At 60.8% G+C, this 12,105-nt stretch carries 12 protein-coding genes; 6 read left to right on the forward strand and 6 right to left on the reverse strand.

All coding sequences use genetic code 11. The features are described 5' to 3' along the window. Positions 1 to 239 precede the first annotated feature (239 nt). Positions 240 to 2,195, reverse strand: coding sequence for an acid phosphatase (locus U5A67_RS23450; RefSeq protein WP_205986002.1), 1,956 nt, complete (start codon positions 2,193 to 2,195; stop codon positions 240 to 242). A gap of 140 nt (positions 2,196 to 2,335) precedes the next feature. Further along, positions 2,336 to 3,343: a LysR substrate-binding domain-containing protein gene (locus tag U5A67_RS23455; protein WP_321816057.1), complete on the reverse strand. Its 1,008-nt coding sequence runs from the start codon at positions 3,341 to 3,343 to the stop codon at positions 2,336 to 2,338. Between the two features lie 39 nt (positions 3,344 to 3,382). On the opposite strand from U5A67_RS23455, the gene U5A67_RS23460 reads away from it, so the two are divergent. The 6 genes from U5A67_RS23460 to U5A67_RS23485 all read left to right on the forward strand — a co-directional run bounded on the left by U5A67_RS23460 (position 3,383) and on the right by U5A67_RS23485 (position 8,140). Beyond that, positions 3,383 to 3,652: a hypothetical protein gene (locus U5A67_RS23460; RefSeq protein ID WP_321816058.1), complete on the forward strand. Its 270-nt coding sequence runs from the start codon at positions 3,383 to 3,385 to the stop codon at positions 3,650 to 3,652. A 1-nt stretch (position 3,653) separates the two neighbouring features. Next, on the forward strand, positions 3,654 to 4,853 hold the full coding sequence (locus U5A67_RS23465; protein WP_321816059.1) for a porin: 1,200 nt from the start codon (positions 3,654 to 3,656) through the stop codon (positions 4,851 to 4,853). Between the two features lie 115 nt (positions 4,854 to 4,968). After that, positions 4,969 to 5,328 (forward strand): cupin domain-containing protein, encoded by a 360-nt coding sequence (locus U5A67_RS23470; protein WP_205986006.1) that lies wholly within the window; start codon positions 4,969 to 4,971, stop codon positions 5,326 to 5,328. Between the two features lie 106 nt (positions 5,329 to 5,434). Then, positions 5,435 to 6,736: an NAD(P)/FAD-dependent oxidoreductase gene (locus U5A67_RS23475; RefSeq protein ID WP_205986007.1), complete on the forward strand. Its 1,302-nt coding sequence runs from the start codon at positions 5,435 to 5,437 to the stop codon at positions 6,734 to 6,736. A gap of 39 nt (positions 6,737 to 6,775) precedes the next feature. After that, the gene (locus tag U5A67_RS23480; protein ID WP_205986008.1) at positions 6,776 to 7,144 is read left to right on the forward strand and encodes a cupin domain-containing protein; all 369 of its coding nucleotides are present in this window, start codon (positions 6,776 to 6,778) and stop codon (positions 7,142 to 7,144) included. A 57-nt stretch (positions 7,145 to 7,201) separates the two neighbouring features. Further along, positions 7,202 to 8,140 carry a helix-turn-helix domain-containing protein gene (locus tag U5A67_RS23485; RefSeq protein ID WP_205986009.1) on the forward strand — a complete coding sequence of 313 codons (939 nt, stop codon included), beginning with the start codon at positions 7,202 to 7,204 and terminating at the stop codon, positions 8,138 to 8,140. Between the two features lie 37 nt (positions 8,141 to 8,177). On the opposite strand, the gene U5A67_RS23490 is transcribed toward U5A67_RS23485, so the two are convergent. The 4 genes from U5A67_RS23490 to U5A67_RS23505 form a co-directional block, all read right to left on the reverse strand. Beyond that, positions 8,178 to 9,428: a citrate synthase gene (locus tag U5A67_RS23490; protein ID WP_321816060.1), complete on the reverse strand. Its 1,251-nt coding sequence runs from the start codon at positions 9,426 to 9,428 to the stop codon at positions 8,178 to 8,180. A gap of 71 nt (positions 9,429 to 9,499) precedes the next feature. Then, the gene (locus U5A67_RS23495) at positions 9,500 to 9,886 is read right to left on the reverse strand and encodes a VOC family protein (protein ID WP_321816061.1); all 387 of its coding nucleotides are present in this window, start codon (positions 9,884 to 9,886) and stop codon (positions 9,500 to 9,502) included. 22 nt (positions 9,887 to 9,908) lie between these two features. After that, complete coding sequence (locus U5A67_RS23500) at positions 9,909 to 11,228, reverse strand: MFS transporter (protein ID WP_205986012.1); 1,320 nt, start codon at positions 11,226 to 11,228, stop codon at positions 9,909 to 9,911. A 54-nt stretch (positions 11,229 to 11,282) separates the two neighbouring features. Next, entirely contained in the window at positions 11,283 to 12,041 is a 759-nt protein-coding gene (locus U5A67_RS23505) for an SDR family oxidoreductase (protein ID WP_321816062.1), read from the reverse strand. Positions 12,042 to 12,105 lie beyond the last annotated feature (64 nt).

Genomic DNA, 12,105 nt, shown 5'->3' on the forward strand with positions numbered 1-12,105 from the left:
GCTCGCGCGCAACTGCTTCTATACGCTGCATCGGCCGGATTGAATAATTGCATCAGTGCCCGACGCTGCTTACATCCAGATCTGTCGACATCGGGCATCAGGATTACTGCGCGAGTGCCTGGGTCATCACCCCTTAAAACCCGCAGAGCTTGCAGCTCGTTTTTTGCCTGTAGCGTGGCAAGCACTCAGCCCCGGCGTGTCGACGCGCCGGGGCTTTTTTACGCTTTAAAACAAGCGAATCACGACGCCGAGAGCTTCACCGACACGCCCGTGTTCGTGTACACCGGCGTGGCCTTGAAACCATCGACATTGATGGTCGTGAACTGCTTCGCACCGCCGCTGCCGTCGATCAGGTCGAGCGTGTCGCCGGCCTTCGGCGTATAGCCGTTCACGAACGAAACGTGCAGCGTGCCGCCCGCGATCGTGAGCTGGCCGCCCACGCGCAGACGCCCGCCGCCGTTGCCGTCGAGCGCGAGTTGCAGCGTCGTGCCGGCGAGCTGCGTGTACTTGCCCGTGACCGTCACCGGCGTGGCGCTCGCTGCGATTGCGACGGCGCCGCCGCCCACATACACGTCGCCGCTGCCGAACGCGTTGGCCGAATCGGCTTCGAGCACGCCGCCCGTCACCTGCGAACCGCCGCTATACGTGTTGTTGCCCGCGAGCTTGAGCGTGCCGCTGCCTTGCAGCGTGAGCTTGCCCGAACCGGAGATATCGTTGCGCCACGTATCGGCTGCATTGAAGCCGCCCTTGGTGGCGTCCATCGACACCGTCACGCTGCCGTTGAACACGCCATAACCGTCGGCGGCGGCGAACATGTTCAGACGGCCCCAGCCTTCGTCGTCGTCCATGACGGGGTAGCCCGAAGCGATTTCGGTCGTCTTCAGCACGACGCGGCGCTGGTCGGCGCTCAGGTACGGGAAGCGCGTTTCGAGCAGCACTTCGGCGCCCTTGGGCACCACCGGCGGCGCTTCGGTCGATTCGATCTGCGAGAAGCCGAAGGTCATGCGGCGCGCGAATTCGGACTTGTTGGTCGCGTAGTCGGCGAAGCGGTCCGTCGTGGTCGTGCCCGAATGCGCGTAGGTGGCGAAGTTCGTCGCGCTCGTGCTGGTCAATTGCATGAGCGTGTCGTGCGCTTGCGTGTAGGCCGCGCTCTTGAGCGTGGCGTTGGCCGGATCGTAGAGATTCGCCGCCGTGGCCGCGAGCGCGAACATCCGCCCGCCGATCACGTCGAGCGGCGAATGCATGCCCGCGAGAATGCGGTTTTCGCCGAGTTCGAGACCGCGGCTGGCCATTTCCTGGAAGCGCTCGGGCACGAGGTACGCCATCGTCATGGCGTCGCGCATCGCTTCGGCTTCGTGACCGCTGATAAAGCCGCCGTCGGTTGCGGGCGTCGTGCTGATCGCCGGGACGAGCGTCGGATCGACCACCACGCTGCTGCTCCAGCGGAACGGGCGCGCGTATTTGTAGAAGCGCTTGGCCGGTTCCGTCGACGCGTTGTTGCCCATCGTGCTGAGCAGATCGACGACCTTGCCGAAGCTCGTGTTGGTCGTGCTGCCCACGCCGATGTTGTTGCCCGAATCGTTGTAGAGCGTCGTGGTGGCGTCGCCCGGAATCGAGGTGATGCTGGTGGTCTGCTGCGCGGCCGTGCGCCAGACGGTGGTGAGCGGACCCATGCCGTCGGTCACGCTATAGCCCTTGCCGCGGCGGTCGTCGTAATAGGCCGCGTCGGCTTGCGTCTGCGTGCGGTTCGTCGTGGCGGTGACCACGTATTGCACGTTCGCGCCGAGCACCGTGCTGTTCAGGATCGCGCCGCCGGGCGTGCCGTCGTTGGGGACGCCGGTCCACGTCGATTGCGTGACGGCCGGGAACGAGCCGTTCGCGGTGGCGGACACGCCCGCATCCACGAGCAGCGTGAGCGGCTGCCAGAGGTCGAGAAAACGCGCGCCCACGCGCACGCCGGCGTTGGTGGCGAGCGTGGCGTAACGGGCGTCGCCGCGCTGGTTGGTGGCGATGTTATCGACGAAAGCGGGGACGGCGGGAATGGCCGCGCTATCGACGAAACCCGGGTCGGCGGGCGGGTTCGGCGTGGCCGCCGTGGTCGAATTGTTGTTGTTGCCGCCACCGCAGGCGGCCAGCGCGGCAACGCTGGAAAGCACCGCGAGGCGCAGCGGAAAACGGGTGCGTGAAGCGAACATGCAAGGGGCTCCGTCGTCGTGAGAGCTCGCGAACGAGCGTTAGAAAACTGAAATCACGGCGGCGGATTATGGTTACAAACGATTACTCCCCAATTACGAATTTATTACTCACATGTTAAATAGCGGAAGTTTTGAAAGTTTTAGCCAGAGGATTCGCTCGACGCTTTTGACGTCTTTCTGCCACGCGGGGCGGCTTGTGCGGCAGTTTCGGGCGTGACCTGAGGGGACAAGCGGGGTGAAACCATTTGCCGGCCCCGATGGCGGATTTCCTTACTGAATTCGAGGCAGGTCTGCGTCATGAGATCGGTGGATCGATACACCATATAGACGTCGTAATCCGGCAGATCGTCGCGGATCGGCAGTGGCTTGAGCGCTTCGGGATCGAGTTTGAGCGGGCCAGTGCCGCCATAAAACACGAAATCCGACCACACGCTGATGAGATCCGTTTTGGTGGCCAGTTGCAGACCCAGCAGGTTGGAGCCGCTTTGCACCACCTTGCGCGGCATCTCCAGCCGGTGCAGGCGCATGAGGCTGGCAAGCGGGCTGCCGGGATCGTCAAGCGGATCGAGCGTGAGCCATTCCGCCTCGGCCAGCGCGCGGATGCGCGTGGTGCGGCCCAGCGGATGACCGGGACGCGCCGCCACGATCATGCCCACCGAAAACAAGGGCTCCCACTGGAACGCGGCCGTGCCTGGCCCGCTGTTGGTGGAAATCAGGCCGAGATCCAGATGCCCTTCGCGCAGGCCTTCCTGAATCTGTTGCGGACGCAACTCATAGGCGCGGATCGTCACGGCCGGAAAACGCGTACGGAATGCCGCAATGGCTTCGGGCAGCGGGCCGCTCGATGCGACGGCGGAAAAACCGATATTCAGTTGCGCTTCGGCGTGACCGCGCATCGATTCGATATCTTCCAGCGCGTGCCGCAATTCATGCTCGACGACGCTCGCGCGCTTGACGAGCGCGCGCCCGTAATTCGTGAGGCTCACGCCGCGCACGGAACGGGAGATCAAGGTGACGCCCAGTTCGCGCTCGAGTTCGGCGACCGCTTTGGACAGCGCGGGCTGCGAGACGTGCAGGCTGCGCGACGCCTCATGCATGCTGCCGTGCTGCGCGAGGGCGAGCAGCACGCGCAACTGGTGGAGTTTCATCGGATGGGGTCCTTGGGGGCGGATTGCGGATGAAGCCGGGTGATTTTACCGGCGGCGCGGCGCAATGCGGGCGGCGTCAAAAACCCATTCTGCTTCCCAATCTTCATTGCGCCCGACCAGCGCGGGTTTTCCCCATATCGCATGCGGCTTGCCGATTTGTGCTGCCGTTCGGCGTTTTTGGCCTTCTACATTGCCACTGAGCGCGACGCAGCGCCGACGCTTTATCTGCCGGAGTCCCGCATGGTCGTCACGGCCATGCCGTGGACATTCACTCACGACCATACGATTCAAAACGACGATGAACAATAAAATGACCGGCAAAGCATTAGCAATCCTGATTATGGGGATCTCGGGCGGCGCGTGGGCGCAAAGCAGTGTCACGCTGTACGGCACCGTGGATGCCGGCCTCGTCTACTCGACCAACCAGCAGACGACCAGCGCCGATGGCTCGGTGCACGGCGGCCACGCAGTGCAGATGAGCGGCGGCAACCTCGTGCCTTCGCGCTGGGGTTTGATGGGCAGCGAAGACCTGGGCGGCGGTCTGAAAGCGAGCTTCGACCTCGAAAACCAGTTCCTGACCGGCACCGGCGCAATGCTGCAAAGCGGCTCGCTGTTCAACCGGCAGGCGTGGGTCGGCCTGGGCGACGCGCGCTACGGCACGCTCACCGCAGGCCGCCAATACGATTCGTATTCGGATTTTCTGGGCGTCTACGCGTCCAGCAATAACTGGGCGACCTTGTACGGTTCGCATTTCGGCGATATCGACAACTTGAATGAAGCCTTCAATTTCAATAACGCGCTCAAATTCACCAGCGCGAATTTTGGCGGCTTTACGTTCGGCGGCACGTTCAGTTTTGGCGGTCAGGCGGGAGACTTTGCCACGAAACGCGGCTATGCGCTGGCGGCGGCCTTCAATCAAGGGCCGTTCTCGCTGAGCGCAGGTTATCTGTCGTTGAACCAGCCGCTCGATGCGGCGCTGGGCGGCGCGAGCGGTTATATTGGCGATCTGGCCTGTTCCAATGCGGATGCCTCCTATTGCCAGCTGCAGAATGCGTCGTCGATGAAAGCGTGGGGCGTGGGCGGCTCGGTCGTGATCGATAAAACTACGCTGGCGGCGGTCTATACGCATACTCGCCTGGAAAACAGTCAGTATTTCGCCAGCAGCGCGAATCCATCCGGTTCCGATGTTTCATTCGATATCGCCGAACTCAATGCCGTGTACACGGTCACGCCCGCATGGACGGTGGCTGCGGCCTATATCTTCAACAACGCGAAGGTCAGCGGCGGAAGTTCGACGCGCATTCATCAGATCAACCTCGGCACGAACTATTCGCTCTCGAAACAGACCGCGCTTTATGCGGTGGCGATTGCGCAAAAGTCGTCGGGAGCGGGGCTGGGCATCGATCCGCAGACGGGCGCGAGCACCAATTACGCGCAGATTCCGAATCTCGTGAATAGCAATTCCGACCGGCAACTGGCGGTCATGGCCGGCATTCGGGTGAATTTTTAAGGAAGTCGGGCGGGCGTCCTGATTATCCCTGGGACGCTTCAGCTTGCCAATCTGTGCTGACGCTCCCCGTTTTTGGGCACTTACAGTCGTTTAAACCCGAACGGAGAGCAGCACGATGTACAGCATCAAAGCCGGCGAAAGCGTGCCGGATATGGAAGCACTGGGCACAGTCGCCGACCTCGGCGCGACGATTCTGGAAGGCGAACTCAAGGTCTTCGGCCTGCTCACACACGGCTCGCCCACTTCGCCGGTCAGTGCCGGTTGGTTTGGCTGCACGCAAGGCCGCTTCGACATGGTCTATCCGTTCACGGAGCAGGCGATTGTCGTAGCGGGCGAAGTCACGCTGCGCAATGGTCTGACCGGCGAATCGATGCGTTACGGCCCGGGCGATAGCTGGTTCGTGCAAAAGGGCACGCCGGTGAGCTGGGAGATTCATACCGAACGCTTCGTCAAACACTATTTTGCGGTGGCCTGAGGTTTTATTGCCGAGGGCGGCCGCAGGTTGGACGGGAAGCCGCGCAGCGGCGCTGCCCGATTAATGACACACGTTTTGACGGTGCAATGCGCCAGCAGGATTTACGATGCACACAGATGAAACTGCGACGTACTACACGGCGACCCGGAAATACGAATTGAGTTTTCCCTCGCTGGAAAACGATATTCAGGCCGAGGTTGTGATTATCGGCGGCGGATTTTCGGGCATTCATACCGCGCTGGAACTCGCCGAACAGGGCGTGACCGATACGGTGGTGCTCGAAGCGCGTTACCTGGGTTTTGGCGGCACCGGGCGCAATGGTGGCCAGGTGATGGCCGGTATCGGCCACGATCTCGACGCTATCAAACAGGACGTGGGCGAGGAGGGCTTGCGCACGATCTTCGCGCTCAGCGATCTGGGCCCGCAGATCATGCGCGAGCGTATCGAGCGCTACAACATCGACGCCGATTTTTGCAGCGGTTACGGCTATTTGGCCTATAACGCGCGCCAGGCAAAAACGCTGCGTAGCTGGGAGAAAGATTTCAAGTCGCTGGGCAGCCCGCACGAGATTCGCTATGTGGAAGGCGCGGACGTCAAAGGACTGATTGGATCGGATGTCTATCACGCCGGTCTGCTGCATATGGGCGGCGGTCATGTGCATTCGCTGAATCTGCTGCTGGGCGAGGCCAAGGCTGTTTCCGAAATCTATGGCGTGCGTATCTTCGAATACAGCCCGGCGCTGCAGATTACCTACGGCGACACGATCCACGTGCGCACCGCAAAAGGCAGCGTGCGCGCGAAGAAGATCGTCTGGGCCTGCGATGGCTTCAATAACGGCATCGAGCCGGAATTGCACAAAAGCACCATCAACGTCTACGCCTATAACTCGATGACCGAGCCGTTGAGCGACGAACTGATCGAACGTATCAGCCCGATTCGCGGCGCGTATAGCGATATTCGTCCGGTGATCAATTATTACCGCGTGACGAACGAAAACCGCTTGCTGTTTGGCTCTTCCACGTCGCTGGTCGAGCATATTCCAACCGATCTCAAGGAATGGAATCGCAAGCTGATGCTCGAAGTTTTTCCGTACCTTCAGGACGTCAAGATCGATCTGGCGTGGGGCGGGCCGATGGCATCGACGCTCAATCTGTTCCCGCAGATCGGCACGCTGCCGGACAGGCCGAATGCATATTTCGTGCAGGGCTATTCGGGCTTTGGCGTCACGCCCAGCCAGATCATCTGCAAGATTTTGTCCGAAGGCATTCTGGGCGGATCGGATCGTTACCGGCTCGTGAGTTCGATTCCGCGCGCCAGCATTCGCGGCAAGGATCAATATCGCGCGCTACTGGTCACGCTCGGCAAGGTGATGCACCAGACGTCGGGTTACTGGCACGGCCGCCGCTGAGCGCTGCTACTTTTATTTATTCACACGGAGTTTTCAAACGTGAGTCTCACCGCAATCCAGCAAGGCATTCAACTTTCCGACCTCGACGCATGGGGCAAACTGAGCGACCTCGGCGCGCAGATCCTCGAAGGCGGCGAGATTGGCGCTTTCGGCAAAATGACGCACGGCGCGCCCACCGACGCTATTTCGGCCGCTTATTTCGGCACGAATCAGGGCAAGTTCCGTCTGGTCTATCCGTTCTCGGAACAGGCGACCGTGGTGCAGGGCGAAGTGCGTCTGACCGACGAATCGAGCGGCGAAACGCGCACGTATAAGGCCGGCGATTCGTGGTTCGTGACCAAGGGCACCTCGACGGTCTGGGAAGTGATTTCCGATGGTTTCGTGAAGCATTATCTGGCTTTTGCCTGATTTTTCCTGGTACGCGATCACAGGAAAAGCGGCGAGGCGTAGCGCGGGAGAATGGCGATGGAGTTCAGGATTCGGGCGTTGTCCGATGTGCACGATCATTCGTCCGCGGTGAACGGGTGGGAGCAGGTCTATAGCCAGCTCACGCCTGGGCGCTTCGAGAGTGTCGTCATGCAGGCGCAGGCGGCGGACTTTCTTTTCTTTCGCGAATCGACCAATCGAAGCGTGGCGCAATCGGGCATTGCGCCACGCGGTTTTGCGTCGATTGCGTTGCCGTTGCAGCGGCCGGTTTCCGGCACATTCCAGGGCTGCAGGCTCGATGGTTACGCGCTCTGGTTGTTGGGACCGGGCGAGGATTTCCGTTTTTATACGCCAGAGACGATGTATTACCTCGGCGCAAGTATTCCCGCCGATGAAATGCGCGCGCTGGCGCAGTGCGTGCTCGGCGATGGCGCCGCTGCGCTGCTCGGTCGCAATCTGCTGCCGGTCGATACGGATGCGGGTGAGCGCGTTGGCATAGAGTTGTCGCGCTTTCTCGATGCGTTCCGGCAGCAGCCGGAAGCATTTGCGAATCCCGTGGCGAGCAAGCGCTTTCGCGATGAAATTCTCAGCATGCTGCTGGAGCTTTTCAATCCCGAGTATGCGCAAAAGCGCGACTTGACGCATGCGACTTACGCCGAGATCGTCTCGCGCAGCGAACGTATTCTGCAACAGCGTGCCGACGAACCGCAGACGGTGCTGGATTTATGCGTGGCGCTGCGCTGCAGCCGCCGCACGCTGCAAACGAGTTTTCAGCGTGTTGCCAATGTCTCGCCGGTGGAGTATCTGCGCTCGGTGCGGCTCAATGCGGTGCGACGGTTATTGCGCTCGACGAGTCAGGATGAGTTGATGGTTGGCGATGCCGCCGCGCAATGGGGCTTTACGCATCCGAGTTATTTTGCGCGGGAATATCGCGGGCTGTTTGGCGAGTTGCCATCGCAGACGTTGCGGAGAGCGTGAAGATCGAAGAGACGTTGAACATCCTTTGATCTTTCGATCATCCGTCAACCGCTTTAAAAAGCCGGTTCTTCTGCAACATCTGTTCGTCGATTGCATCGGCATCGCCTTGTATTGCTCGCTCCGTGGCGTGCTCCTCCAGCGCGGGGCCGGTATAGCGCCCACGCGGGCGAATCACTTTCCCCACGCGCAATTGCTCGATGCAATGCGCCAATAGTCCGATGCAGCGCGCTGTCGCAAACAAGGCAAACGCAGCGTCGCGAGGCAGATTCAATTGCGCGGCGAGCGCCGCGAGCGCAACGTCGATATTGGGTTTCAGACCCGTGAGTTTTTCCACTTTGGCGATAAACGCAGCGAGTTCGCCTGGCGGCTCGATGGCGTCGAGTAATGCCGTGGCGCGCGGATCGCCGTCCGGGTAAAGATGATGCCCAAAGCCGGGAATGGGAATCGCCGATTGCAGATGATGCGTGACGACGTGCTCGGCGCCCAAGCGGTTCACATCGTCGAATACGGCGCGCACACGCCCGGAAGCATCGCCATGCAGCGGCCCGGAAAACGTCGATAAACCCGTCAACAGACAGCCCGGCAGCGACGCGCCCGTGGAGGCCGTGATACGCGCGGCAAACGCCGAACTCGTGATCTCGTGATCCGCGACCAGCACCATCGCCTTGCGAATGAGTGCCGCGCCATCGGCCTTTTGACCCCAGCCGAGCGCGAGTCTTTCGTGTAGCGGCGTGCCCGCGTTGTCGCTGCGCGCGCCGAATGCCTGCGCGACGGTGGCGACCAGTTGACCGGCTTCGACATGCAGCGCAGCATCCGTGCGTCCGAGCGTGGAATGGCCATTGGCCGTGAGCGCCGCGAGCGATGTGAAGGCGCATTGCCTTCCGCGCGTCTCGCCGTGAAGCGCCAGATCGGCGGATTCGAAGGGAAAGACAATCGGTGGGCGGGCATTCCACAGCAGCGTGGCGACGTCTTCCAGCGTGGCGTGTTCCGCGAGGCGGATCGTGTCGCGCCCGCGATAGTAGGGCCGTCCCTTCGCGAACGTGGTAATACCGCTATAAATGCAGGGCTCCGAGCCGAATATCGTGCCGGCGGCCAGCGCCTCGCGTTTGCGGCCCACCTGTTTTTTGCGGCACAGACGCGCGACATCGTCGGCGCGATAGAGACTTTTACGCGGATCATGCGGATCGGGCATCACCGCGATATTCCCGCGGCTTGCATAGGCATAAACCGTCTGTGCCTGCACGCCGAGTTGCCGGGCGGCTTCGGCCAGAGTGATCCAGTTTCGCATGGGAGTACGCGCGGCGATGAAGGAGGAAAGGCCGTGCGTCGCGCCCGGCCTGGCTCCATCTTGACGGCTTTTCACTGAAAAGTCATCTCCGCGGGGCGGCGTTCGAGGACTTCGATCAGCACCTCGCCTGGCGCACGGACGAAGCATGCGCGCACTCCGGGCCGGATTTGCCGGATCGGTTCGACAATCTGCGCTTCGCAACGCGTGAGATGGGCGAAGGCCGCGTCGAGATCATCCACGGTTACGCCGAAATGATCGATACCTTCGCGCTTCATGGGGGTGTCGTGAGATGCCGCCTGTGCGAGCGGTGTGATGAACAGATTGATATTGCCGATGCGCAGATCCACGCGCCCGGGACGCCGCACTATTTCGGCATTCAGGCAACGGGCAAACCACGCTGCCGTATTTTCTGCATCGGTCGAACAGAGTTGCAGGTGGTCCCATCTGAATTCGATCATGATTTATCCGCTTGGCGATGGTTTAGAGTTCGATTCGCGACAATTTGCCGAGGAAAACGGAATACGAAAGCGTGCCGATCAGGCAGATCGCGCCCATCAGATTCAGTGCCCAATAAAAGTGACCGGTGTGCTGCGTGATATAGCCAATCATGAGCGGCGTGGTGACGCCCGCAATATTGGCGGCGAGACTCGTAATGCTGCTGGTCAGGCCCACATACTGGCGCGGCGCGATTTCCGCCACTGCGGCCCACGACATCGAACCCACGCCTTGAGCGAAGAAGGCAATCGTCAGAATGGCAATCACTAACTCATTCGATTCGACGAAATTGACCAGCACAATCGATGCACCCAGCAGCGTCCCGACGATGAGCGGGGCTTTGCGCGCGGTGGAAACCGATACGCCGCGCCGGATGAAAAAGTCCGAGAAAAACCCCGCGCTAAGAATACCGATCGTCGCGCCGAGAAACGGCATCGCCTGAAAAATGCCGACCTTGATCATCGACATATGGCGTGCCTCGATCAGATAAGTCATAAACCAGGTCGTGAAGAAAACTAGCAAGGTGTTATTGCAGAACTTGCCGAGACAGATAGCGAGAATCTGCCGATAGCCGAGTAGTTTGAGCGCCATGCGCCAGTTGAATTTGTCGCGCGGTTTGCGCGCGGCGGGCGGCACACCTTCGTTAATGTGCTGCAATTCGGCGGCATTCACGGCGCGATGTTTGAAGGGATCGCGATACGTGCGATACCAGAGCACGCTAAAGAGAATGCCGAATGCGCCCGTCACGAAGAATACCGAGCGCCACCCATACATCGACGAAATCCACAGCAGCAAGCCCGTGAAAAGCGGTGTGCCGATGTATTGCCCCATGACATAGACACTGGTGGCAAAGCCGCGCTCCTGAACCGGAAACCACAACGTCACGGCACGCGTATTCGAAGGAAAGGCCGGTGTTTCGAGCGCGCCCATCGCAAGACGCGAGCCTAGCAGCATGTGATAGCCATTCGCGAAACCTTGCGTGAGGGTGGCGAACGACCAGCCCACCAGAGAAAGCGCATAGGCGATGCGCGAACCCAGCACATCGGTGAGCACACCGCCCGGCACGAGCGCAATCGAGTAGGCCAGACCGAATGCCGCGAATAGTTCGCCCATCTGCATCTTGTTGAGGCCGAGATCCTTCGATAACGACGGCGCAACGATGCCAAGCGCAGAGCGATCGACGTAATTGAGTATGGTCGCGACCAGCAGCATCGACAGCACGGCATAGCGGACTTTCGTGCGTTTCGCGCTATGCGCATAAGCCGGAGTGCCCGCCGGCAACGGTTGTTCCTCTGCGTATTTCATCGGTGTCTCCATGTCTTGGGCGGTTTTTATTCTTTTGTGATCCGCTGATGCGGACTATCCGCGGCCGACGAACGGCATGGTGGTGGCCATAATGGTCATGTCCAGAATATTGGCTTCGAGCGGCAACATCGCCATATGCACGACCGCATTCGCCACATGCGCGACATCCATGCGCGCTTCGGGCGCCATGCGGCCGTCGGCCTGCAGCACGCCTTGGTTCATACGCTCCGTGAGCGGCGTGGCCGCATTGCCGATATCGATCTGCCCACAGGCAATGTTGAATGCGCGCCCGTCCAGCGCAATCGAGCGCGTAATGCCCGTAACGGCGTGTTTGGTCGCCGAATAGGCAATCGTATTGGGACGCGGCGAATGCGCCGAAATCGAACCGTTATTGATGATCCGGCCGCCCTGCGGCGATTGCGTCTTCATTTGCCGATACGCCGCGCGTGCGCAGAGAAACACGCCCGTGAGGTTGGTAGCGACCACGTCGTTCCAGAGATCGAGTTCGTAGTCTTCGAGCGGCACCGCGCCTGCGTTGCGGCCCGCATTGTTGAACAGTACATCCAGGCGGCCGAAGGTCTCGGCGATCTGCGCAAATGCCTTGTCGACGGAGGCGGCGTCCGTTACATCGGCGGGGAAAGGTTGTGCCTCGCCATTCATCAGGCCGATGGCTTCTTTCGTTTCCAGCAACGGCTCGATTCGGCGCCCAATGAGCGCGAGCCTGAACCCGGCTTGGGCCAGCGCAATGGCCGCGGCACGGCCGATACCGGAACCCGCGCCGGTGACTGCTGCAATTGGCTTCGATGCAGACATTTCCCGTCCTCATGTCGATTCGGTTGAACACGGAAAAAGAATTGCACTCGCGCAACACGCCGAG

Origin of the sequence: Paraburkholderia sp. J69-1 (assembly GCF_905220255.1) — a bacterium.
Taxonomy (GTDB): domain Bacteria; phylum Pseudomonadota; class Gammaproteobacteria; order Burkholderiales; family Burkholderiaceae; genus Paraburkholderia.

What these genes read in the sequence shown, in the direction of transcription:
- U5A67_RS23450 (WP_205986002.1), bottom strand. Translation starts at nt 2,195, where the DNA reads ATGTTCGCTTCACGCACCCGTTTTCCGCTGCGCCTCGCGGTGCTTTCC.
- U5A67_RS23455 (WP_321816057.1), bottom strand. Translation starts at nt 3,343, where the DNA reads ATGAAACTCCACCAGTTGCGCGTGCTGCTCGCCCTCGCGCAGCACGGC.
- U5A67_RS23465 (WP_321816059.1), top strand. Translation starts at nt 3,654, where the DNA reads ATGACCGGCAAAGCATTAGCAATCCTGATTATGGGGATCTCGGGCGGC.
- U5A67_RS23470 (WP_205986006.1), top strand. Translation starts at nt 4,969, where the DNA reads ATGTACAGCATCAAAGCCGGCGAAAGCGTGCCGGATATGGAAGCACTG.
- U5A67_RS23475 (WP_205986007.1), top strand. Translation starts at nt 5,435, where the DNA reads ATGCACACAGATGAAACTGCGACGTACTACACGGCGACCCGGAAATAC.
- U5A67_RS23485 (WP_205986009.1), top strand. Translation starts at nt 7,202, where the DNA reads ATGGAGTTCAGGATTCGGGCGTTGTCCGATGTGCACGATCATTCGTCC.
- U5A67_RS23490 (WP_321816060.1), bottom strand. Translation starts at nt 9,428, where the DNA reads ATGCGAAACTGGATCACTCTGGCCGAAGCCGCCCGGCAACTCGGCGTG.
- U5A67_RS23495 (WP_321816061.1), bottom strand. Translation starts at nt 9,886, where the DNA reads ATGATCGAATTCAGATGGGACCACCTGCAACTCTGTTCGACCGATGCA.
- U5A67_RS23500 (WP_205986012.1), bottom strand. Translation starts at nt 11,228, where the DNA reads ATGAAATACGCAGAGGAACAACCGTTGCCGGCGGGCACTCCGGCTTAT.
- U5A67_RS23505 (WP_321816062.1), bottom strand. Translation starts at nt 12,041, where the DNA reads ATGTCTGCATCGAAGCCAATTGCAGCAGTCACCGGCGCGGGTTCCGGT.